Source organism: Pseudomonas yangonensis, from assembly GCF_009932725.1.
In the GTDB taxonomy this organism is placed as follows: domain Bacteria; phylum Pseudomonadota; class Gammaproteobacteria; order Pseudomonadales; family Pseudomonadaceae; genus Aquipseudomonas; species Aquipseudomonas yangonensis.
This window is the reverse complement of sequence record NZ_BLJU01000022.1, coordinates 236478-255975: the sequence shown is the minus strand read 5'-3', so window position 1 is coordinate 255975 and position 19498 is coordinate 236478. Positions and strand designations below refer to the sequence as shown.

Below are 19498 nucleotides of genomic sequence, written 5' to 3'. Positions count from 1 at the left end.
CTACCCTGCGGCAAAGTGTGCGCCTGTGCCGAAACGGCGCCGGCTGCTAGAATCGCCGGCTGATTTCCTCAGGGTTTATTCGATGCATGATCCGCACAGTGAGCGCATGAGTAGTGGCGAGGCCCGTGCGGCCGGCGGCCTGGCCATGGTGTTCGCGTTCCGTATGCTGGGTATGTTCATGGTGCTGCCGGTGCTGGCCACCTACGGCATGGACCTGAACGGCAGTACGCCGGCGCTGATCGGTCTGGCTATCGGTGCCTATGGTTTGACTCAGGCTGTGCTGCAAATTCCCTTCGGCATCATCAGCGATCGCATCGGCCGACGTCCGGTGATCTATGTCGGCCTGCTGATCTTCGCTGCCGGCAGCGTGCTGGCGGCCAATGCCGACTCGATCTGGGGCGTGATCGCCGGGCGCGTGCTGCAGGGCGCCGGGGCGATTTCCGCGGCGGTGATGGCGTTGCTTTCGGACCTGACCCGCGAACAGCATCGGACCAAGGCCATGGCCATGATCGGCATGAGCATTGGCCTGTCGTTCGCCGTGGCCATGGTGGTCGGCCCGCTGCTGACCCGTGCCTTCGGCCTGTCCGGCCTGTTCTGGGCCACCGGGGCGATGGCGCTGCTCGGCATCCTGATCGTCGCCGGTATCGTGCCGAAGGATGCCGGGCCGCTGCAGCACCGCGAGTCCGGCGTGGCGGCTCAGGCCCTGTGGCCGACCCTCAAGCATGGCGACCTGCTGCGCCTGGATTTCGCCATCCTGGCCCTGCACGCGGTGCTGATGGCCAGTTTCGTGGCCTTGCCGTTGGCGCTGGTGGAGCAGGGTGGACTGGTCAAGGAAGAACACTGGTGGGTCTACCTTACTGCGCTATTGGTCGGTTTCTTCGGCATGGTGCCGTTCATCATCTATGGCGAGAAGAAACGCCAGATGAAACGCGTTCTGCTGGGGGCGGTGACTGTGTTGCTGCTCTGCGAGCTGTACTTCGCCCTTTTCGGCAGCGACTTGCGAGCACTGGTGCTGGGCATCGTGGTGTTTTTCACCGCCTTCAACCTGCTCGAGGCCTCGCTGCCCTCGCTGGTCAGCAAGGTGGCGCCGGCCGGTGGCAAGGGCACGGCGATGGGCGTCTATTCCACCAGCCAGTTCCTCGGTGCCGCCCTGGGTGGCATCCTCGGTGGCTGGCTATACCAGCATGTAGGCCTTGCTGGTGTCTTCATCGGCTGCGCCGTGCTCTGTGCAATTTGGCTGGCCATTGCTGTTACTATGCGCGAACCGCCGTACGTGACCAGTTTGCGCCTGCCGCTCGATGCCGCGGCACTGGCCGATGTCGGACTGGTCGAACGCCTGAAGGCGACGCCGGGAGTGGCAGACGCCGTGGTGGTGGTCGACGAAGCGGCCATCTATATCAAAGTCGATACCCAACAAGTGGATCGCACGTCAGTGGAGCGCCTGATCGCATCGGCGCCCGCGGCGTGAGTAGCCTAGGAGAACGTTATGGCCCGTGGGGTTAACAAAGTCATTCTGGTCGGTACCTGCGGCCAGGACCCGGAAACACGCTATTTGCCCAGCGGCAACGCGGTAACCAACCTGAGCCTGGCCACCAGCGAGCAGTGGACCGACAAGCAGACCGGGCAGAAGGTCGAGAAGACCGAATGGCACCGTGTTGCGCTGTTCGGCAAGGTTGCCGAAATCGCCGGCGAGTACCTGCGCAAGGGCTCGCAGGTGTACATCGAAGGCAAGCTGCAGACCCGCGAGTGGGAAAAGGACGGCATCAAGCGCTACACCACCGAGATCATCGTCGACATGCAGGGCACCATGCAGTTGCTGGGCGGTCGTCCGAGCGGTGACGACAGTGGCGCGCCACGCCAGTCGCGTCCGGCCCCGCAGCGCGAGCCGCAACAAGCTCCGCGTCAGGAGCGTCCGGCGCCGCAGCAAGCCCAGCCTGCACCTGACTACGACAGTTTCGATGACGACATCCCGTTCTGAACCGAGCGGGCTCTAGCCTATGCGAATGCGCCTAATGCTGCTGGGCGGCGGTAGTGCCCTGGGGCAAGCGCTGATCCGTCTCGGTGCCGAGGAAGACATCAGCTTCCTCGCGCCGCGTCCGCCGGAAGAGGGCTGGGATGCCGCCAGCCTGACCGAGCTTCTCGACGACACCCGCCCGGACGCGCTGATCAACCTGGCCTACTACTTCGACTGGTTCCAGGCCGAGTCGGTAGCCGAGTCGCGCCTGCAGACGCAGGAGCGTGCGGTGGAGCGCCTGGCCGAGCTGTGTCAGCACCACTCAATCGTGCTGCTGCAGCCGTCCAGTTATCGCGTGTTCGACGGTTCGCGCGTCACCGCCTATAGCGAAAAGGAAGAGCCGGTACCTCTGGGGCTGCGTGGCCAGGCACTGTGGCGGCTGGAGCAGAGCGTGCGGGCGATCTGTCCGCGTCATGTGCTGCTGCGCTTCGGCTGGTTGCTCGATGACAGCCGGGAAGGTTTGCTGGGACGCTTTCTGCTGCGTGCCGAGCGCGACGATGCGCTGTATCTCGCCGATGATCGGCGCGGCAACCCCACCCCGGTGGACGATGCCGCGCGTGTGCTTCTGGCGGTGCTCAAGCAGCTCGACTGCGAGTCGCCCCTGTGGGGCACCTATCATTACGGCGGCCACGAGGCCAGCACGTCGCTGAGCCTGGGGCAGGCGGTACTGAGCGAGGCGCGTCACTACCGCAGCAACCTGGTCGAGGATGTCTCGCCTCAGGCGCACGCTGCGCGCCCGGATGCCGCCGACGAGCCACAGCACGCCGTACTGGCCTGCAAGAAAATTCTTCACACCTTCGGCATCAAACCGCGCGCCTGGCGTTCCGGTCTGCCTAACCTGCTGGATCGTTATTACCGTCATGGCTGAAATTCTTGTAACCGGCGGCGCCGGCTTCATCGGATCGCATCTGGTCGATGCCTTGCTGGCTGCTGGCCACAGCGTGCGTGTGCTGGACAATTTGTCCATGGGCAAGCGCGGCAACCTGCCGCTGGACAATTCGCGGTTGCGCTTCATCGAGGGTGACGTTGCCGATGCGGAGGTGGTAGCTCAGGCCGTCGCCGGCAGTTCAGCGGTGGCGCACCTGGCCGCGGTGGCCTCGGTGCAGGCTTCGGTGGATGATCCCGTAGCCACTCACCAGAGCAACTTCATCGGGACCCTGAATGTCTGCGAGGCCATGCGTCGGCATGGCGTTCGGCGTGTGGTCTATGCCTCCAGCGCGGCTATCTATGGCAACAATGGCGAAGGCGTGGCAATCGATGAAGCCACCGCCAAGGCACCCTTGACGCCCTATGCATCCGACAAGCTCGCCGGCGAGCACTACCTGGACTTCTACCGCCGCCAGCATGGCCTGGAGCCGGCGGTATTTCGTTTCTTCAATGTCTTCGGGCCGCGGCAGGATCCATCGTCGCCCTACTCGGGGGTGATCAGTATCTTCACCCAGCGAGCGCAACAGGGACTGCCGATCAGCGTCTTCGGCGATGGTGAGCAAACCCGCGATTTCTTCTACGTGAGAGACCTGATCGAACTGCTGCTGCAGGGATTGCTGGGTGAGTTCGTCGAGCCGCCGGTGAATGTCGGCTGGAACCAGGCGGTCAGTCTCAATCAGTTGCTGGCGGAAATCGGTGCGCTTTGCGGCGGTCTGCCGCAGGTGACGCACCTGCCGGCGCGTGCAGGCGATATTCGTCACTCGCGGGCCGACAATGCGCGGTTGCAGGCTCATTACCGCTTGCCAGAGCAGACGCCGCTGCGTGACGGGCTGCGTCAACTGCTCGGGCTGTGAGCCTAACCCACGAAAAAGCCGGCATTCGCCGGCTTTTTCGTTTTTGCGTGGGCTATCAGAACTTGTAGCCCAGGCCGACCATGTAGACGAAGGGATCGACGTCCACATCGACCTTGACCTTGTCGCCTGCCAGGTGGGTGGTGCCGGTGGTATCGATATCGATATAGCGCACCTGGGCGTTGAGCATCAGGTTGTCGGTCAGCATGTAGTCCATGCCGATCTGTCCGGCCAGGCCCCAGGAGTCCTTCATGTCCAGGCCACGGAAGCCCTTGGCTTCGGCTTCGCTGCTCAATTCGGTATCGAAGAACCAGGTGTAGTTGATACCGACACCGACATAGGGTTGGAAGGCCGAGCCTTTGTCCAGCGGGTAGTAGACGGCGCTGATGGTCGGCGGCAGGTGCTTGAGGCTGCCCAGCTTGCCGTTCAGGCCGGCGAAGGCGCCCGGCATGCCTTTTACACCAACGTCATGGCTGAACGGAGTAGCTGCCAGCAACTCGATGCCGAAGTTGTCGGTCACCATGTAAGCGAAGTTCAGGCCCAGCTGGGTATCGCTGTTCAAGGTTGCGCCGCTGCCAGCGACTTTGCCCAGTACAGCGTGATCGATGTTGCCGCTGTCCTCGTGCGGATCGACGGTAATGGCACCGGCGCGGACGATGATGTCGCCAGCCTGGTGGGCTTGAGCGATAGGGGCAGCGATGGCCAGGGCCAGCAGGGAGGCAGTGAACAGTGACTTATACATAGCGAGCTCCAGTTCGAGTCGGTTGTGTCTTTGGCTGGAATCAATGCTAAGCCAAGCAACAATCCACTTTTTGACCTGGCTCAATAGATCGACGAGCTCTACTGCGATGTTTTTGGCATTGCTTCAAATGTGTCTCTAGATGATAATGTTTCTCTTTTTGAAGCAAGCCCGTCTGTTGAGGACCCTCTGCGCATGAATCGCTTCCCCCTCCGTTCCCTGGCCGTGGCCCTGATGTTGGCCAGCGGCTCGCTGGCTGCTGCGCCGCTGGATGCCGCGCTGGATGAAAGCCAGCGCCTGGCCGCCGAGGCAAAAGCCTCGCAGGGCCGTGTCGAGCAGCTGGATGACGCCAGCCGTGAGATGCTCAATGAGTACCGTAACGCTCTGCAGCAGGCCGAGGCTTTGAAAGGTTATAACAGTCAACTTCGTGACCTGGTCGAAGCCCAGCGTCAGGAGCTGGCCAGTTATCAGAAGCAGCTCGATGGCATCGAACGTACCCAGGAAGCGGTGAGCCCGCAGATGGTCAAAATGGTCGAGGTGCTGGGTGAGTTCATCGCCGCTGACCTGCCGTTCCTGCCCGAAGAGCGTGAAGACCGTCTGGCCCAGCTGCAGGATCTGCTGCCGCGCGCCGACGTGAGCCTGGCCGACAAATACCGCCGCATCCTCGAGGCCTACCAGATCGAGAGCGACTATGGCCGCACGCTCGAAGCCTGGCGCGGCGAGCTGAATCAGGCTGACGGCGGTTCGCGCAGCGTCGAGTTCCTGCGCCTGGGCCGCAGCATGCTTTATTACCAGACCCTCGATGCACACGAGAGCGGCTGGTGGAACCCGCAGACCAAGGCATGGGAAGTGCTCGACGGCAGCGCACGCCGTCCGTTGACCCAGGCCATCGCCATCGCCCGTCAGCAACAGGCGCCCGCCGTGCTGTCCCTGCCGATCAAGACCCTGGCCGAGGAGGCCGCACAATGAGTCGTCGTGTTGTAGCCGTACTGGCGCTCAGCCTGTTGCCGGCACTGGCCGCCGTGGCCGAAACCCTCAGCCCCGATCAACTGTTGCAGCGCATCCGCAGCGAGCGCGCGGCCGAAGTCAGCGCCATGCAGGAACGCGAACAGGCGTTTCTCGCCAAGCGCAGCGAGCAGGCGCAGTTGCTGGCGGCCGCGCGTTCCGCGCTGAATACCCAGAAGGCCGAAAGCGAGCGTCTGAAGGCCGAGTTCGACCGTCAGGAGGCCGAGCTGGCCGAGCAGGAAAAACTGCTGGCGCAGCGTGTCGGGCACCTCGGTGAGCTGTTCGGTGTGGTCCGTCAGAGCGCCGGTGATGTGGCCGGGCAATGGCAGGACAGCCTGCTCAACGCGCAGTACCCGGAGCGCCTCAAGCGCCTCAAGGCATTGGCTGAAAGCCGCTCGCTGCCGTCCGCCGAGGATCTCGACGGCTACTGGATGCTGCTGCTCGAAGACCTGGCCGCCAGCGGCCGTATCGAGCGCCTGCAACTGCCAGTGGTGAGTGCCGATGGTTCGCGTCAGGAGCAGCAGGTGCTGCGAGTCGGCGCCTTCGCCGTGTATGGCGAAGATGCCTTCCTGCGCTACGACGCCGATGCCGGGCAACTGGTGGCGCCGCCGCGTCAGCCGTCCGGCCTGGGCCAGGTCAAGGACTACCTGAGCAGCTCTGACACGCTCGCCACGCTGCCCATCGATCCAAGCCGCGGCAGCCTGCTGGCTCAGCTGCAGCAGCAGCCGACCCTGTGGGATCGTCTGCAGCAGGGTGGTCTGGTTGGTTGGGTGATCGTCGTGCTGGGCGCTTTCGGCCTGCTTCTGGCGGTGTGGCGCATGGTCTATCTGGGCCGCGTCGGCAGCGGCGTCAAGGCGCAGATGCATGACCTCAGCGCGCCGCGCAATGACAACCCGCTGGGCCGCGTGATCGGTGTGCTGGGCGCCAAGCCGCAACTGGCAGACCTGGAAACCCTGGAGCTGAAGCTCGACGAAGCGATCCTGCAGGAAACGCCGCCGCTGGAAAAAGGCCAGGGCCTGCTCAAGCTGCTGGCCGCCGTGGCACCGCTGCTCGGCCTGCTGGGCACCGTGACCGGCATGATCGTGACCTTCCAAGCCATCACCCAGAGTGGTGGCGGCGACTCGCGACTGATGGCCGATGGTATTTCCCAGGCGCTGGTGACCACTGTGCTCGGCCTGGTGGTAGCCATCCCGCTGCTGTTCCTGCATAGCCTGCTGGCCAGCCGCAGCAAGGGCCTGATCCAGATTCTGGAGCAGCAGAGCGCCGGCCTGATCGCCCTGCACCTGTCGGGAGCGCCGCGCCGTGACTGATCTGTTCGCCTTCTGGCTGCGTGCGGTCGACAGTGCCTATGCACTGCTCGACTTCATGGGCGCCGGCGGCGTGGTGATGTGGGCGCTGGCAGTGCTCTGCGTGGTGTTCTGGACCCTGGTATTCGAGCGCTTCTGGTACATGCGCCGGATTTTCCCGCGCTGGGTACAGGAGCGTCGCGAGGCCTGGCAACAGGTGCTGGCCGATGACAACGGCAACTGGCAGCGCGCCGTGCGTCTGGCCTGGCTGGCGCAGGCGCGTCAGCAACTGGCGGCGCCGCTGCGCCTGGGCAAGACCCTGGTGGCCCTGTATCCGCTGCTGGGGTTGCTCGGCACCGTGCTCGGCATGATCGCCGTGTTCGACGTACTTGCCCTCAACGGCACCGGTAACCCACGCGGCATGGCCGCAGGCGTATGGCAGGCGACCCTGCCGACCATGGCCGGCATGGTCCTGGCCATTCCTGGATTGTTCAGCCTGGCGCGCCTCGAGCGCGAAGCCAGCCAGGCCATCGAGCGGCTGGCCGACCAGCTGCGTCACGACTGAGATCGCCCAACATGAGAATGCGTCGTCACCACCAGCAGGACGAAGACACCGGCATCGACCTTACGCCGATGCTCGACGTGGTCTTCATCATGCTGATCTTCTTCATCGTCACCAGCTCCTTTATCCGCGAGTCCGGGGTCGAGGTGCAGCGCCCGCAGGCGGAAACCGCCAACCCGCAGGACAAGGGCAACATCCTCATCGCCGTCACCGCCGACGGACAGATCTGGATGGACAAGCAGGCAGTGGATATCCGCAGCGTGCGTGCGCATGTCGAGCGCATGCGTGTCGACCAGCCGGAAGGCGCCGTGGTGGTACAGGCCGACAAGGATGCGCGTACCGGCCTGGTGGTCCAGGTGATGGATCAGGCGCGTCTGGCCGGTGTGCAGGATGTCGCCCTGGCAGCCGGTAGCGGAGTCAACTGATGCGCCTGCCGCTGTCTTTTCTCGGCGCCTGTCTGATGGCTTTGGGCTTGTTCGCCCTGATGCTGTACATGGTCGCGCCGCCGAGCGCCAAGGTGAGCCAGGATCCGGTCAGCGTGGCCAACTTCGTGCGCATGGACGGCAATACCAGCGAGACCGCCAGCCGTACCCGTCAGCAGGCACCGCAGCCGCCGCAGCCGCAAACACCGCAGCCGCCCACGCCGCCGACGCCGCAGACGGCCACGCCGAATGCCAACCTGCCGGCGCTGGACATCCAGTTGCCCAGCCTGGCCAGCGGTATTGCCGTCAACAGCGCGCCGGCGCCGAGCCTGTCCGGTCTTGCCCCTGGCGCTCCCGCACCGACGCCGCCCAGCGAGGCCGCCGACTCCGGCGGGCAGATGGGCGGGATGGAGAGCGAGGTCATGCCGCTCAACGACGTGCGCCCTGAGTACCCGCGTTACGCGCTGCAGCGTGGCATCGAAGGTTTCGTCAAACTGGCTTTCACCATCAATCGCTCCGGCAACGTGGAGAACATCCGCGTGCTGGAAGCCAACCCGCGTAACGTCTTCGAGCGCGAAGCACGCCGCGCCGCGGCACGCTGGCGCTTCGCGCCACGTACCGAAGGCGGCCTGGCGGTGGACCGCGAAGCGGTGAAGACCCTCTACTTCCGTCTGGAAAGGAGCTGACCATGTACCGTTGGTTGTTGCTCGTGATGCTCGGTACCGCGGCCGTGCCCGGTATGGCCCAACAGACCGTCGACCCGGCCGTGTTCAAGGCCCTGAACGCGGCGCAGACTGCGCAGCAGAAGGGCGATTACAGCGCTGCGCGGCGCGCGCTGGATGAGGTTCAGGCCAAGAGCGGCAGTCTCGAAGAGGCGCTGGTCTGGCGCAGCAAGGCCTATGTGGCCTGGTCGGCCGGCAACAACGCTCAGGCCATCGACTGGCTGGACAAGGCCGTACGCAGCGGCAAGCTGGACGCGGAAATGCTGGCTGGCGAGCGCCTCAACCTGGCCAAGCTCAACCTGGGCGAGCGTCGTTACGCCAAGGTCGTCGAGTTGCTGGCGCCCGATCAGGGCAAAGCCTCCGAGGAAGTGCTGCAGATGCTGGTGCAGGCTTATCAGGGCATGAATCAGCCGGCCAAAGCGTTGCCGCTGGCCGAGCGTTACGTGCAGGCCAACCCCAAAGCCGCGGACATCTGGCTGCAGTTTCTGGTGGGCGCCAATGCCGATCTGAAGCGCTATGCCCAGGCCGAGCGCTGGCAGCGTCAGTTGCTGGCGCGCCAACCGAACGATGCCAAGGGCTGGCGCCAACTGGCCGGTCTGCAGCAGATGGCCGGCAGTAACGACAAGGCACTGGCGACCCTGCGCGCTGCACATAGCAAGGGCCTGCGTTTCAGCGAGTCGGAGCTGGACAACCTGGTGCTGCTCGCTGGCGCCGCCGATCAGCCGTGGCAGGGCGCCAAGCTGCTGGCCGGCATGCTCGACAGCGGCCTACTGGCCAACACCGCTGCCCGTCAGGAGCGCCTGGGGCTGTTCTGGTGGCAGGCGCGTGATCGTGCTGCTGCGGTGCGCGTATTGCGCCCGCTGGCCGAGCGCAGCGGCAATGGCAAGCATTGGCTTTATATCGCGCAACTGGAGCTGGAGCAGTCGCGCTGGCAGGCCGGCCTGGATGCGCTGGCGCGTGCCGAACGTGGCGGTGCCGAGCGAGCCAAGGTGCGTTCGTGGCGCCAGTGGGCGGAAAGCGAGCTGCGCTTCGAACGAGAAAATCGGGTAGCCAGTCGCAGTTGAGTCGTTCTCGGTGCGCCGTACGCACCAAGTAAAAAGCCAGACCTAGTGTCTGGCTTTTTACTTGGTGGCGTATCTCTGTAGAAGCGGATTTATCCGCGAATCTTTTCGCGGCTGAAGCCGCTCCTACAGCCACACCTACGAATGCCCCGGCAGGGGTCAGCTATCGGGCAGTTCGTAAGCGTAGATCTTGTCCGCTTCCATCTGGTAGCCCACCTCGGCCAGCTCGCTGCTGACGTGTTCGACCTTCAGCGGACCCTCAACCCAGAACGGCTGATACAGCGCATCGAGCAATACGCCGAGTTCGCTGGTGACGTGGACGATCTGGTTCGAGGGCGGTGGCGGCACGTGAATGCAGGCGCCGAAGTAGGGCACCAGCAGGAATTCCACCACGCGGCCTTCGTCCGTGACGTCCAGCGGCACGATGTAGCCGGGCAGTTTCACGGCCTGGCCGTTTAGCTCCTTGACCACTGGTGCGGCCGGGGACTGTTGCATGGCTGCCGGGCCGGCTTCGGACAATGCATCGGCCAGTTGCGAAAGGTCATGAATAGGCGTCGGGTCGACGACCTGCGGCGGGGCATCCGGCGGGATCAGATCGGACCAGGTGATTTCGCGCACATCCGCGGCAGCCAGTGGCAGTGCCAGGGTCAGCAGCAAGGTGGCGAGCAGGGGGCGGGGCATGAGTAACCTCTTGGTAAAAGCGCCTGTGCAGTGTACGACAGGCGCTCTCAACTTTCCCTCAGAGCCTGATCGACAGGCCATCGGCTAACGACTGCCGATAAGCCCGCCAGGCCGGCACACTGCCCATCGCCACGGCAGCGGCGAGAATGCTGCCCAGCAGTTTCCATTCGTAAGCGGACGGCGCATTGAGTGCCAGGTACAGGCCGTAATTTGCCTGTACGAAGCCCTGACTGCCGGCGATGCCCAGGTACAGCAGCGCGACCCCGAAGGTCACGCCGGCCAATGCCAGGGCAAAGGCCTCCAGCACCAGCAGGCTGGCGATATGCCAGGGACGTGCGCCCACCGAGCGCAGAATGGCCATCTCCCGGCGCCGCTCGTTGAGGCTGGTGAGAATCGCCGTGAGCATGCCGATCAGGCCGGTCAGCACGACGAACAGCGAGACCACGAACAGCGCCTGCTCGGCGGTGCCCATCAGGCTCCACAGCTCCTGCAGCGCTACCCCTGGGAGAATCGCCAGCAACGGCTCACCACGAAACTCGTTGATCTCGCGTTGCAGGCTGAAGGTGGCGATCTTGCTGTTGAGGCCAAGCATGAAGGCGGTGATCTGCTTGGGTTGCAGGTCCATGGCGCGCGCCTGATCAGCGCTGACCCGCGCATCCCCGCGGGCCGGCATGCCGTTCTGCCAGTCGACGTGCAGCGCCTCCATGCCGGCCAGGGAGATGTGCAGGGTGCGGTCTACCGGCGTGCCGGTGCGTTCGAGGATGCCGACCACGGTGAAGGGTTTGTCGTCGTGCTTGACCAGGCTGATGGTGGCGACCCCGTGCGCCAGGACGATCTTCTCGCCCAGGCCATAGCCCAGTGCCTGCGCCACCTCGGCACCGAGCACCACTTCGAAGGGATCGTCGGCAAACTCGCGGCCTTGAGCCAGCTTCAGCGCCTGGCTGCGAGCATAGCGGTAGTGCTCGAAATAGGCGCTGCTGGTGCCCATCACCCGATAGCCACGGTGCGAGTCGCCCAGGGAAATGGGGATGGCCCATTTGACCTGGCGGTGATTGGCGAAGCGCTCGAAGCTGTCCCAGCGGATGTTGTTGGTGGCATTGCCGATGCGGAACACCGAGTAAAGCAGCAGGTTCACGCTGCCCGAGCGCGCGCCGACGATCAGGTCGGTGCCGCTGATGGTATTGGCGAAGCTGGCGCGGGCCTCGGTACGCACACGCTCCACGGCCAGCAGCAGGCAGACCGACAGGGCGATGGCGAACACGGTGAGCAGAGCGGTGAAACGACGATTGGCCAGGCTGGCCAGGGCTATACGCAGAAGATGCATCTCAGACCTCGACGGGCTTGGCGGCGCGGTTGAGTTCGGCCAGTGACAGGTTACGGTCGAACAGCTGAGCCAGGCTCTGGTCGTGGCTGACGAACAGCAGGCTGGAGCCTGCAGCGCGGCACTCGGCGAAGAGCAATTGCAGGAAGGCCTCGCGGGCGTCGAAGTCCAGTGCCGAGGTTGGCTCGTCGGCGATCACCAGTTCCGGCTGGCCGATCAGCGCCCGGGCGGCGGCAACGCGTTGCTGTTGGCCGATGGACAGCTCGTCGGCGCGACGGCCGAGCAGGTCGGCGCGCAGGCCGAGGTGGTCGAGCAGCGCCGCGGCCGCGGCATCGATGCTGCCATGGCGCTGGCGTGCACGTTCTGCACGCAGGCGCGAGAAGCGGCAGGGCAGCTCGACGTTCTCGCGCACCGAAAGAAACGGCAGCAGGTTGAACTGCTGGAAGATGTAACCGGTGTGATCGACACGGAAACGGTCGCGGGCACCGGCCGAGAGCTGGCTCAGGTCCTGACCGAGCAGGCGGATATGGCCGCTTTGCGCCCTTTGTACGCCGCCGAGCAGGCCAAGCAGGGTGGTCTTGCCGCTGCCGCTGGGGCCTTTCAGAAAAAGGGTTTCACCGCGCGCCAGGGTGAAGGTGGGGATATCCAGCAACTGCGCCTGGCCAGGCCAGGCGAAGCCGAGGTTGGCGAGTTCGATCAGAGGTTCGGTCATTGTCTACTGCGTGTCGGGAGAAGGCGCTCATGCCGGAGCGAGGTGCACTCGCTCCGGCAATGGGACGTGGCAGGTCAGAAGCTCAGACGTGGCTGCGCCGGCGTCAACTCCACGCCCTGCTGGCCGTTGGGGCCGATCAGTTGTACCTGAATCTTCTCGGTAGCGGGGAAGCGTTTGAACAGTTCGGCGAGATCCAGTTGTTTCAATTCGTTGGCCTTGGTGCACTCGAAGCGATAGTGCGCGTGGATGTCACTGTGTTCGCCTTCGTGGGCATGATGGTCGTGGTCGTGGTCGTGGTCGTGGTCGTGGTCGGCGTCGCCGAACAGCGGGCTTTGCAGTTCCACTTCGGTGGCCTTGCAGTCGCCGCTGTCGAGCGCGAACAGCGTGATGGGTTGTTCCAGTTCACGCTTGGCCGCGGCGACCTTGGCCTTGTCGGCATCGCTCTTGGCCGCATGTTCGAAGCCGACCAGGTTCATCGCCGGGCTCTCGAGCTGCAGCTCCAGCAGGTTGCCGTCCAGCGCCGCGTTGAGGCTGGCGACGCCGTGCTCGTGGGCGCCCAGGCTGTCGTGGTGGTGGTCATGGTCATGCCCATGTTCATGCGCCTGGGCGGCGACCAGAGGCAACAGGGCAAAGGGCAGGGCGAGCAGCAGGTGGCGCATGGTTGTCTCCAGCGAGGGTGCGATTTAGTTGTTACGTTATAACAACTTTTATGGCGAACTGGCCAGCCTGCTGCTGCCGTGGGAGCATGGCAATTCCTGACAGGAGGCTGAACATGATGCGAATCCGTGGGCGAATCGGCGACTGGCCGGTAGACCTGACACTGGAACTGGATGCCGAGGACTGGGCGCAACTGGTTCAGCATATGGCGCTTACGCCGGCCAGCGTGCCAGCGCCTGTTGCTGCTCCCGCGGCCGATACGGGCGACGCCCTGTGGCAGACCGCCTTGCAGCTGGTACGCGATGCAGGGCAGGTGGAAGGGCCGAGACTGATGGCGCAACTGGCGGCGCTGGCTGGTGGTGAGGCTGCAGGCAAGCGGCTGCTGGTGCGTCTGCGCCACTGCGCGCAGATTCGCATGGAAACCGGCGCGGATGCGCCGATCTATCACTGGCAGGAAGGGCTATAGGCCGCAGGCGACAGGCTTCAGGCCAAGAGCTTCCGACAGTGTTTTTACCTGTGGCCTGCCGCCGCTTTTAATAGATCGCCTGATACAGCTTGCGCCGGTAGCGGGTGACCAGCGGGTGGTCGCCGCCAAGCAGGTCGAACACCTGCAGCAGGGTCTTGTGCGGCAGGCCGTCGCCATAGCTGCGGTTGCGCACGAACAGCTTGAGCAGACCCTCCAGCGCGGCTTCGTACTGCTGGCGCGCCAGCTGTTGCACCGCTAGCTGGTAAACCGCCTCGTCATCCTCGGCGTTTTGCGCCAGGCGGCTTTTCAGCGTGGCCGCGTCAGGCAGGTCGGCGGCCTGGCGCAGGAAGGTCAGCTGTGCCTTGGCGCCAGCCAGTGCCTGCTTGTGTTCGTCGCCCTTCACGGCGTCGAGTACCACTTGGGCCTCGCCCAGCTCCCCGCGTTCGGCCAGGCAGCGCGCGTAGAGAATCAGCGCCGCGCCGTTTTCGTTGTCCTCGGTCAGCACCTGCTTGAGCAGCGCTTCGGTTTCGGCAAAACGTCCTTCGGCGAACAGTGCCTGGGCACTTTCCAGCGGATCGGCAGCGGCCGGAGCCGGTTCGGCGACGTGGGGCTTGAGCATCTCGCGGATCGCCGCTTCCGGCTGGGCACCGGCAAAGCCATCCACCGGCTGGCCGTCCTTGAACAGCACCACGGTGGGCAGGCTGCGAATGCCGAAGCGCATGACGATGTCCTGCTCGATGTCGCAGTTGACCTTGGCCAGCAGCAGCTCTCCGGCATAGTCCTCGGTGATCTTCGCCAGCATCGGCATCAGCGCCTTGCAAGGCGCGCACCATTCGGCCCAGAAATCCACCAGCACCGGCTTGTGGAAGGAGTTCTCGATCACCAGTTGCTCGAAGTTGGCGGCGCCGGAGATATCGAAGATGTAGGGGGAGTCGCTCATGGTCAGTCTCGAAAAGCAGGGCAATGCTCTATTAATGCGGGCAGCGGCGTGCGGTTACAAGGGGCGCGCCGCTTGATACAGGCTGACCTCGCGAAATTCCGCAGGCTCGGCCAGATCCGGCCAGGTGCAGCCATCGAGCAGCGCCAGGCGCTGATAGAGTGGATGCTGGAAGTCCTTGACCCGCGAGTCGGCCACCAGCGCCTGACGGCCGCGGCTGAGGAAGTGGTCCAGCAACGGCAGATTGGCGCGGTCGTAGAGCACGTCGGCTACCAGAATCAGGTCGCAGCGGTCCGCTTCGGCGAAGAAATCGTCCGAATAGTTCAGCGTCACGCCATTGAGCTCGGCATTAGCGCGGCAGGCTGCCAGCGCCAACGGGTCGAGATCGCAGGCCACCACTTCGGCGGCGCCGGCCTTGGCGGCGGCGATGGCCGCCACGCCGGAGCCAGCGCCAAAGTCCAGCACGCGCTTGCCGCGCACCCACTCGGGACGTTCGGCCAGCCAGCGCGCCAGCACCAGGCCGCTGGCCCAGCAGAAGCACCAGTAGGGCGGTTCTTCGAGGATGCGCCGGGTTTCCTCGGGGTTGAACGCGCGATCCATGTTGCTGGCGTCGATCAGCCACAGCGCGATATCGGCACCTGGCAGGTTTTCGGCGACCAGGCGGGCATCGCCGAGCAGTTCGCTCAGCGCCTGCTGCAGCGCCTCGGGTGGCCTCATGGCGCCGGCACCAGCTGCAGTGAGCCGAGGTCCTGATCCTTGAGTTCGGCAATGGTGCGTGCCGGCAGGCGTTGCACCAGTCGGCCGGACTGGCTGACCCGGCCGCGCAGTTCCAGGCGCAGATCCTGCGGTGCCTGCCGGTCGCTCAGTGGAAGATGAAACGGCAGCGCTTCGCCGTTGCCACGCAGGTGCACCTGACCGAGCAGGGCGCGCGGCCGGCCGCGCATATCCACGCCCAATAGCGCCAGGTCGACATCGGCACCGGCGGCCACGCCAATCAACTCGCCGCGCAGCCCGGGGCCTGGTGACTCTTCGGATGCGGCGTTGGTCTGCGTCGTGGTTGCCGGAGGAGCGGGCATAGGCGTGGTCGGTTCGCTGGCGCAGGCGCTGAGCACTACGGCGACGGCAAGAGGAAGCAGGAGGCGGTATCGGTTCATGGCAAGGGTCTGCTGTTCTGGCGGGCGTTCATATAGCCTAACGGGATGCGGCTTGTCTTGCCGCTTCTATGCGCTACCATGACGCCTTTGCCGCCAACAGCCCGCGCCTGCCATGCATTGTCCCTTCTGCGCCGCCAACGACACCAAGGTCATCGATTCCCGTCTGGTCGCCGAAGGCGATCAGGTTCGCCGCCGTCGCGAATGCGTGGCCTGTGGTGAACGTTTCACCACCTTCGAAACCGCCGAACTGGTGATGCCACGTCTGATCAAACAGGACGGCAGCCGCCAGCCCTTCGATGAAGAAAAGCTTCGCGCCGGCATGCAGCGCGCACTGGAGAAGCGCCCGGTGAGCGTCGAACGCCTGGAAGAGGCCATCGCCCGCATCAAGCAGCAATTGCGTGCCACTGGCGAACGCGAGGTGAAGTCGCTGGTGCTGGGCGAGCTGGTGATGACCGAACTGAGCAAGCTCGATGAGGTGGCCTACATTCGTTTCGCCTCGGTGTATCGCCGCTTCCAGGATCTCAACGAATTCCGCGAAGAAATCGAGCGTCTGGCCCGCGAGCCGTCGAAAAGCCGATGAGCGAGCGCGACCACTTGTTCATGGCGCGCGCCCTCAAGCTGGCGCGCAAGGGCCTTTATTCCACCCATCCGAATCCCCGGGTTGGCTGCGTCATCGTGCGCGATGGCGAGATCGTCGGCGAGGGCTGGCATGCTCGTGCCGGCGAGCCGCACGCCGAGGTGCACGCCCTGCGCCAGGCCGGCGAGCGCGCGCGCGGTGCCACCGCTTACGTCACCCTGGAACCCTGCAGCCACCACGGGCGTACGCCGCCCTGCGCCGATGCGCTGGTGGCAGCCGGTGTCGGCCGGGTGGTCGCGGCGATGCAGGATCCCAACCCGCAGGTCGCCGGGCGCGGCCTGCTGCGCCTGGCCAATGCCGGGATCGAGGTGCTGTCCGGCGTGCTGGAGGCCGATGCGCGGGCGCTCAATGTCGGCTTCATCAAGCGCATGGAGACTGGCCTGCCGTTCGTGCGGGTCAAGTCGGCAATGAGCCTGGATGGCCGCACGGCCATGGCCAGCGGCGAAAGTCAGTGGATTACCGGGCCGGCAGCGCGCGCCGAGGTGCAGCGTTTGCGCGCGCAGTCCAGCGTGGTGCTCAGCGGAGCCGATACCGTGCTGGCCGACGACGCCCGGCTGACGGTGCGCCCCGACGAGCTGGGGCTGGGCGTCGAGGCCACCTTCATGGCGGCGTCGCGGCCGCCGTTGCGCGTGCTGGTCGACGGTCGGCTGCGGGTGCCGCTGAGCAAGACGTTCTTTCAGGTCGGCCCGGCCTTGGTGGCGACCTGCGCGGCCGCCGCTGCTCGTGACCGCTATCTGGCCGATGGCCACGAGCTGCTCGCCGTGCCGGGCAGCAATGGTCATGTCGACCTGCGCAAGCTACTGCAGGAGCTGGCCGGGCGTGGCGTCAACGAGGTGCTGGTGGAGGCCGGGCCTCGCCTGGCTGGCGCCTTCGCCCGTGCCGGGCTGGTGGACGAGTACCGCATCTTCGTCGCGCCCAAGCTGCTGGGCTCCCATGCGCGGCCATTGTTCGAGTTGCCGCTCAACCGCATGGCCGAAGCGCCGGAGTTACAGATTCTCGATATTCGTGCCGTCGGCGACGACTGGCAGATCACCGCGGTGCCCAAGTCGCGCTAGCACTCGAACCATGCGTTGCGCCGACAAATGTGGTAAAACGCCATGCGGCCATGCATAAGGCCGCAACGTTCTCAGGGCGGGGTGTGATTCCCCACCGGCGGTAATGGTTCGCAGAACCTAGCCCGCGAGCGCTCGCTATGGCTTCTGCCGCGCGAGGTCCAGCAGACCCGGTGCGATTCCGGGGCCGACGGTATAGTCCGGATAAAGAGAGAGCGGGATTCCCACCTCGGGCGCCTTTTGCGCGTCCGCGAAATCCCTATCGATCGGCATTGCCCTGTTTTTGACCAAAACAGGAGTTCGTCCATGCTGCTGCGCAACATCTTCAACGTGAAACCGGAGGGCCTATGTTCACCGGCATAATCGAAGCCATCGGCAGTATCCGCGCCATGACGCCGAAAGGCGGCGACGTGCGCGTGTACGTGGCCACCGGCAAACTCGACCTGGGCGACGTCAAGCTCGGCGACAGCATCGCCGTCAACGGCATCTGTCTGACGGCAGTGGAACTGCCCGGCGACGGCTTCTGGGCCGACGTCAGCCGCGAGACGCTGGCGCGCACCGCCTTCATCGATCTCAAGCCCGGCAGCGCGGTGAATCTGGAAAAGGCCCTGACGCCTACCAGCCGGCTCGGCGGGCACCTGGTCAGCGGTCACGTCGATGGCGTCGGCGAGATCGTCTCACGCGCCGATAACGCCCGCGCCGTGCAGTTCAGGGTGCGGGCTCCGCGCGAGCTGGCCAAGTACATCGCGCATAAGGGCTCGATCACCGTCGACGGCACCAGCCTGACCGTCAATGCAGTCGATGGCGCCGAGTTCGAGCTGACCATCGTGCCGCATACCCTGGCCGAGACCATCATGGTCGACTACCAGGCCGGACGTAAGGTCAACCTCGAAGTGGACCTGCTGGCGCGTTACCTGGAGCGTCTGCTGCTCGGCGACAAGGCCGCCGAGCCCAAGGCTTCGGGCCTGACCGAAAGCTTTCTCGCCGAACACGGCTATCTGAACAAGTGAGATGCGCCACCATGGCCCTGAATACCGCTGAAGAACTGATCGAAGACATCCGCGCCGGCAAGATGGTCATCCTCATGGATGACGAAGACCGCGAGAACGAAGGCGACATCATCATCGCTTCGGAATGCGTCACCGCCGAGCACATCAATTTCATGGCCCGCTTCGCCCGTGGCCTGATCTGCATGCCGATGACCCGCGAGCGTTGCGAGCTGCTCAAGCTGCCGCTGATGGCGCCGCGCAACGGCTCCGGTTTCGGCACCAAGTTCACCGTTTCCATCGAGGCCGCCGAGGGCGTCACCACCGGTATCTCGGCTGCCGACCGTGCGCGCACCGTGCAGGCCGCGGTCGCGCGCAACGCAGTAGCTGACGACATCGTCAGCCCCGGTCACATCTTCCCGCTGATGGCTCAGCCTGGCGGTGTGCTGGCGCGTGCCGGCCATACCGAGGCGGCCTGCGATCTGGCGCGTATGGGCGGTTTCGAACCGAGCGGGGTGATCTGCGAGATCATGAACGACGACGGCACCATGGCGCGTCGTCCTGAGCTGGAAAAGTTCGCTGAAGAGCACGGTCTGAAGATCGGCACCATCGCGGATCTGATTCACTACCGCCTGATTCATGAGCGCACCGTCGAGCGTATCAGCGAGCAGCCGCTGGATACCGAGCTGGGCCAGTTCAACCTGGTGACCTATCGCGATGGCGTGGAAGACACTGCGCATATGGCGTTGACCCTGGGCACGATCTGCGCCGAGGAACCGACCCTGGTACGTGTGCATAACATGGACCCGCTGCGCGACCTGTTCCTGGTCAACCAGCCGGGCCGCTGGAGCATGCGTGCGGCCATGGCCGAAGTGGCCAAGGCTGGCAGTGGCGTGGTGCTGCTGCTCGGCAACCCGCTGACTGGGCCTGAGCTGCTGGCGCTGATCGGTCGTCAGCAACCGGCCAACCCGGCGACCTACAGCACCGTGGGCGCCGGTTCGCAGATCCTGCGTGACCTGGGCGTACGCAAGATGCGCCTGATGAGCTCGCCGATGAAGTTCAACGCGATATCCGGCTTCGACCTCGAGGTTGTAGAATACCTGCCGGCTGATTAAAAGCGGCCCGAAGGGCCAAAGCTGATGACCCTCTCCCTCTGGGAGAGGGTGCCCGCAGGGCGGGAGAGGGTATTTCGGTGTATATCGCATGCCCTCTCCCTACGCGGGCCGCCCCGACCCCTCTCCCGCAAGCGGGAGAGGGGAGCTAAAGCACGTAGCCCGGATGAAATCCGGGAAGATCGGCACACTGG

Annotated in this window: 23 protein-coding genes and 1 riboswitch; of the genes, 15 read left to right on the top strand and 8 right to left on the bottom strand. The window is 64.9% G+C overall.

Translation table 11 applies throughout. The annotated features are described in order from the left end of the window. Window positions 1-82: 82 nt before the first annotated feature. Genes GYB81_RS21135 through GYB81_RS21120 form a run of 4 tightly spaced genes read left to right on the top strand, consistent with a single transcriptional unit; the run spans window position 83 to window position 3795 of the window. Window positions 83-1468 carry an MFS transporter gene (locus GYB81_RS21135; protein ID WP_161867841.1) on the top strand — a complete coding sequence of 462 codons (1386 nt, stop codon included), beginning with the start codon at window positions 83-85 and terminating at the stop codon, window positions 1466-1468. A gap of 18 nt (window positions 1469-1486) precedes the next feature. Beyond that, on the top strand, window positions 1487-1978 hold the full coding sequence (locus GYB81_RS21130; RefSeq protein WP_037055750.1) for a single-stranded DNA-binding protein: 492 nt from the start codon (window positions 1487-1489) through the stop codon (window positions 1976-1978). Window positions 1979-1997: 19 nt separating this feature from the next. Further along, the gene (locus GYB81_RS21125; protein WP_161867840.1) at window positions 1998-2882 is read left to right on the top strand and encodes a sugar nucleotide-binding protein; all 885 of its coding nucleotides are present in this window, start codon (window positions 1998-2000) and stop codon (window positions 2880-2882) included. After that, window positions 2875-3795: an NAD-dependent epimerase/dehydratase family protein gene (locus tag GYB81_RS21120; RefSeq protein ID WP_161867839.1), complete on the top strand. Its 921-nt coding sequence runs from the start codon at window positions 2875-2877 to the stop codon at window positions 3793-3795. The genes GYB81_RS21125 and GYB81_RS21120 overlap by 8 nt, the downstream gene beginning before the upstream one ends. Window positions 3796-3850: 55 nt before the next feature. Here GYB81_RS21120 and GYB81_RS21115 read toward each other — a convergent pair whose 3' ends face one another. Next, complete coding sequence (locus GYB81_RS21115; RefSeq protein WP_161867395.1) at window positions 3851-4534, bottom strand: OmpW/AlkL family protein; 684 nt, start codon at window positions 4532-4534, stop codon at window positions 3851-3853. A 192-nt stretch (window positions 4535-4726) separates the two neighbouring features. Between GYB81_RS21115 and GYB81_RS21110 the strand changes: the two genes are divergently transcribed. Genes GYB81_RS21110 through GYB81_RS21085 form a run of 6 tightly spaced genes read left to right on the top strand, consistent with a single transcriptional unit; the run spans window position 4727 to window position 9592 of the window. After that, entirely contained in the window at window positions 4727-5500 is a 774-nt protein-coding gene (locus GYB81_RS21110; RefSeq protein ID WP_161867396.1) for a DUF3450 domain-containing protein, read from the top strand. Then, window positions 5497-6846, top strand: a complete 1350-nt coding sequence (locus GYB81_RS21105) for a MotA/TolQ/ExbB proton channel family protein (RefSeq protein WP_161867397.1) — start codon at window positions 5497-5499, stop codon at window positions 6844-6846. Before GYB81_RS21110 ends, GYB81_RS21105 begins: the two co-directional genes overlap by 4 nt. After that, complete coding sequence (locus GYB81_RS21100; RefSeq protein WP_074682460.1) at window positions 6839-7387, top strand: MotA/TolQ/ExbB proton channel family protein; 549 nt, start codon at window positions 6839-6841, stop codon at window positions 7385-7387. The genes GYB81_RS21105 and GYB81_RS21100 overlap by 8 nt, the downstream gene beginning before the upstream one ends. 11 nt (window positions 7388-7398) lie before the next feature. Next, a complete protein-coding gene (locus GYB81_RS21095) occupies window positions 7399-7809 on the top strand; it encodes an ExbD/TolR family protein (RefSeq protein ID WP_161867398.1) in 411 nt (136 codons plus the stop codon). Further along, window positions 7809-8492 carry a TonB family protein gene (locus GYB81_RS21090; RefSeq protein ID WP_161867399.1) on the top strand — a complete coding sequence of 228 codons (684 nt, stop codon included), beginning with the start codon at window positions 7809-7811 and terminating at the stop codon, window positions 8490-8492. The genes GYB81_RS21095 and GYB81_RS21090 overlap by 1 nt, the downstream gene beginning before the upstream one ends. A gap of 2 nt (window positions 8493-8494) precedes the next feature. Further along, window positions 8495-9592 carry a tetratricopeptide repeat protein gene (locus tag GYB81_RS21085; protein WP_161867400.1) on the top strand — a complete coding sequence of 366 codons (1098 nt, stop codon included), beginning with the start codon at window positions 8495-8497 and terminating at the stop codon, window positions 9590-9592. A gap of 156 nt (window positions 9593-9748) precedes the next feature. On the opposite strand, the gene GYB81_RS21080 is transcribed toward GYB81_RS21085, so the two are convergent. The 4 genes from GYB81_RS21080 to GYB81_RS21065 all read right to left on the bottom strand — a co-directional run bounded on the left by GYB81_RS21080 (window position 9749) and on the right by GYB81_RS21065 (window position 12962). Further along, the gene (locus GYB81_RS21080) at window positions 9749-10270 is read right to left on the bottom strand and encodes a DUF3299 domain-containing protein (protein WP_161867401.1); all 522 of its coding nucleotides are present in this window, start codon (window positions 10268-10270) and stop codon (window positions 9749-9751) included. 58 nt (window positions 10271-10328) lie between these two features. Next, complete coding sequence (locus GYB81_RS21075) at window positions 10329-11594, bottom strand: ABC transporter permease (protein WP_161867402.1); 1266 nt, start codon at window positions 11592-11594, stop codon at window positions 10329-10331. Window position 11595: 1 nt separating this feature from the next. After that, window positions 11596-12303 carry an ABC transporter ATP-binding protein gene (locus GYB81_RS21070; protein ID WP_161867403.1) on the bottom strand — a complete coding sequence of 236 codons (708 nt, stop codon included), beginning with the start codon at window positions 12301-12303 and terminating at the stop codon, window positions 11596-11598. A gap of 74 nt (window positions 12304-12377) precedes the next feature. Then, window positions 12378-12962 carry a DUF2796 domain-containing protein gene (locus tag GYB81_RS21065; protein ID WP_161897945.1) on the bottom strand — a complete coding sequence of 195 codons (585 nt, stop codon included), beginning with the start codon at window positions 12960-12962 and terminating at the stop codon, window positions 12378-12380. 113 nt (window positions 12963-13075) lie between these two features. On the opposite strand from GYB81_RS21065, the gene GYB81_RS21060 reads away from it, so the two are divergent. Beyond that, the gene (locus tag GYB81_RS21060) at window positions 13076-13426 is read left to right on the top strand and encodes a hypothetical protein (protein WP_161867405.1); all 351 of its coding nucleotides are present in this window, start codon (window positions 13076-13078) and stop codon (window positions 13424-13426) included. Between the two features lie 67 nt (window positions 13427-13493). Here GYB81_RS21060 and trxA read toward each other — a convergent pair whose 3' ends face one another. From trxA to GYB81_RS21045, 3 genes are read right to left on the bottom strand one after another with little or no spacing between them, the layout of a single operon-like run. After that, on the bottom strand, window positions 13494-14366 hold the full coding sequence (gene trxA / locus GYB81_RS21055; protein WP_161867406.1) for a thioredoxin: 873 nt from the start codon (window positions 14364-14366) through the stop codon (window positions 13494-13496). A 54-nt stretch (window positions 14367-14420) separates the two neighbouring features. Next, window positions 14421-15080, bottom strand: coding sequence for a class I SAM-dependent methyltransferase (locus GYB81_RS21050; RefSeq protein ID WP_161867407.1), 660 nt, complete (start codon window positions 15078-15080; stop codon window positions 14421-14423). Next, a complete protein-coding gene (locus GYB81_RS21045) occupies window positions 15077-15517 on the bottom strand; it encodes a hypothetical protein (RefSeq protein ID WP_161867408.1) in 441 nt (146 codons plus the stop codon). The genes GYB81_RS21050 and GYB81_RS21045 overlap by 4 nt, the downstream gene beginning before the upstream one ends. A gap of 112 nt (window positions 15518-15629) precedes the next feature. Here GYB81_RS21045 and nrdR point away from each other — a divergent pair, with 112 nt between their 5' ends. The 4 genes from nrdR (at window position 15630) to ribBA (ending at window position 19307) form a co-directional block, all read left to right on the top strand. Then, window positions 15630-16097: a transcriptional regulator NrdR gene (nrdR, locus tag GYB81_RS21040; protein ID WP_003243991.1), complete on the top strand. Its 468-nt coding sequence runs from the start codon at window positions 15630-15632 to the stop codon at window positions 16095-16097. Beyond that, entirely contained in the window at window positions 16094-17209 is a 1116-nt protein-coding gene (ribD, locus tag GYB81_RS21035) for a bifunctional diaminohydroxyphosphoribosylaminopyrimidine deaminase/5-amino-6-(5-phosphoribosylamino)uracil reductase RibD (protein ID WP_161867409.1), read from the top strand. The genes nrdR and ribD overlap by 4 nt, the downstream gene beginning before the upstream one ends. A gap of 63 nt (window positions 17210-17272) precedes the next feature. After that, window positions 17273-17427: riboswitch (FMN riboswitch) on the top strand. A 126-nt stretch (window positions 17428-17553) separates the two neighbouring features. Further along, the gene (locus GYB81_RS21030) at window positions 17554-18216 is read left to right on the top strand and encodes a riboflavin synthase (protein ID WP_161867410.1); all 663 of its coding nucleotides are present in this window, start codon (window positions 17554-17556) and stop codon (window positions 18214-18216) included. An 11-nt stretch (window positions 18217-18227) separates the two neighbouring features. Further along, entirely contained in the window at window positions 18228-19307 is a 1080-nt protein-coding gene (ribBA, locus tag GYB81_RS21025) for a bifunctional 3,4-dihydroxy-2-butanone-4-phosphate synthase/GTP cyclohydrolase II (protein WP_161867411.1), read from the top strand. Window positions 19308-19498: the final 191 nt, after the last annotated feature.

Excerpts from the sequence above, each read along its gene's own strand:
- GYB81_RS21110 (WP_161867396.1), top strand. The coding sequence starts at position 4,727 with ATGAATCGCTTCCCCCTCCGTTCCCTGGCCGTGGCCCTGATGTTGGCC.
- GYB81_RS21050 (WP_161867407.1), bottom strand. The coding sequence starts at position 15,080 with ATGAGGCCACCCGAGGCGCTGCAGCAGGCGCTGAGCGAACTGCTCGGC.
- GYB81_RS21045 (WP_161867408.1), bottom strand. The coding sequence starts at position 15,517 with ATGAACCGATACCGCCTCCTGCTTCCTCTTGCCGTCGCCGTAGTGCTC.
- GYB81_RS21080 (WP_161867401.1), bottom strand. The coding sequence starts at position 10,270 with ATGCCCCGCCCCCTGCTCGCCACCTTGCTGCTGACCCTGGCACTGCCA.
- GYB81_RS21085 (WP_161867400.1), top strand. The coding sequence starts at position 8,495 with ATGTACCGTTGGTTGTTGCTCGTGATGCTCGGTACCGCGGCCGTGCCC.
- GYB81_RS21030 (WP_161867410.1), top strand. The coding sequence starts at position 17,554 with ATGTTCACCGGCATAATCGAAGCCATCGGCAGTATCCGCGCCATGACG.
- GYB81_RS21135 (WP_161867841.1), top strand. The coding sequence starts at position 83 with ATGCATGATCCGCACAGTGAGCGCATGAGTAGTGGCGAGGCCCGTGCG.
- GYB81_RS21070 (WP_161867403.1), bottom strand. The coding sequence starts at position 12,303 with ATGACCGAACCTCTGATCGAACTCGCCAACCTCGGCTTCGCCTGGCCT.
- ribBA (WP_161867411.1), top strand. The coding sequence starts at position 18,228 with ATGGCCCTGAATACCGCTGAAGAACTGATCGAAGACATCCGCGCCGGC.
- GYB81_RS21120 (WP_161867839.1), top strand. The coding sequence starts at position 2,875 with ATGGCTGAAATTCTTGTAACCGGCGGCGCCGGCTTCATCGGATCGCAT.
- nrdR (WP_003243991.1), top strand. The coding sequence starts at position 15,630 with ATGCATTGTCCCTTCTGCGCCGCCAACGACACCAAGGTCATCGATTCC.
- GYB81_RS21095 (WP_161867398.1), top strand. The coding sequence starts at position 7,399 with ATGAGAATGCGTCGTCACCACCAGCAGGACGAAGACACCGGCATCGAC.
- ribD (WP_161867409.1), top strand. The coding sequence starts at position 16,094 with ATGAGCGAGCGCGACCACTTGTTCATGGCGCGCGCCCTCAAGCTGGCG.
- GYB81_RS21065 (WP_161897945.1), bottom strand. The coding sequence starts at position 12,962 with ATGCGCCACCTGCTGCTCGCCCTGCCCTTTGCCCTGTTGCCTCTGGTC.
- GYB81_RS21125 (WP_161867840.1), top strand. The coding sequence starts at position 1,998 with ATGCGAATGCGCCTAATGCTGCTGGGCGGCGGTAGTGCCCTGGGGCAA.
- GYB81_RS21090 (WP_161867399.1), top strand. The coding sequence starts at position 7,809 with ATGCGCCTGCCGCTGTCTTTTCTCGGCGCCTGTCTGATGGCTTTGGGC.
- GYB81_RS21075 (WP_161867402.1), bottom strand. The coding sequence starts at position 11,594 with ATGCATCTTCTGCGTATAGCCCTGGCCAGCCTGGCCAATCGTCGTTTC.
- trxA (WP_161867406.1), bottom strand. The coding sequence starts at position 14,366 with ATGAGCGACTCCCCCTACATCTTCGATATCTCCGGCGCCGCCAACTTC.
- GYB81_RS21105 (WP_161867397.1), top strand. The coding sequence starts at position 5,497 with ATGAGTCGTCGTGTTGTAGCCGTACTGGCGCTCAGCCTGTTGCCGGCA.
- GYB81_RS21130 (WP_037055750.1), top strand. The coding sequence starts at position 1,487 with ATGGCCCGTGGGGTTAACAAAGTCATTCTGGTCGGTACCTGCGGCCAG.
- GYB81_RS21060 (WP_161867405.1), top strand. The coding sequence starts at position 13,076 with ATGATGCGAATCCGTGGGCGAATCGGCGACTGGCCGGTAGACCTGACA.
- GYB81_RS21115 (WP_161867395.1), bottom strand. The coding sequence starts at position 4,534 with ATGTATAAGTCACTGTTCACTGCCTCCCTGCTGGCCCTGGCCATCGCT.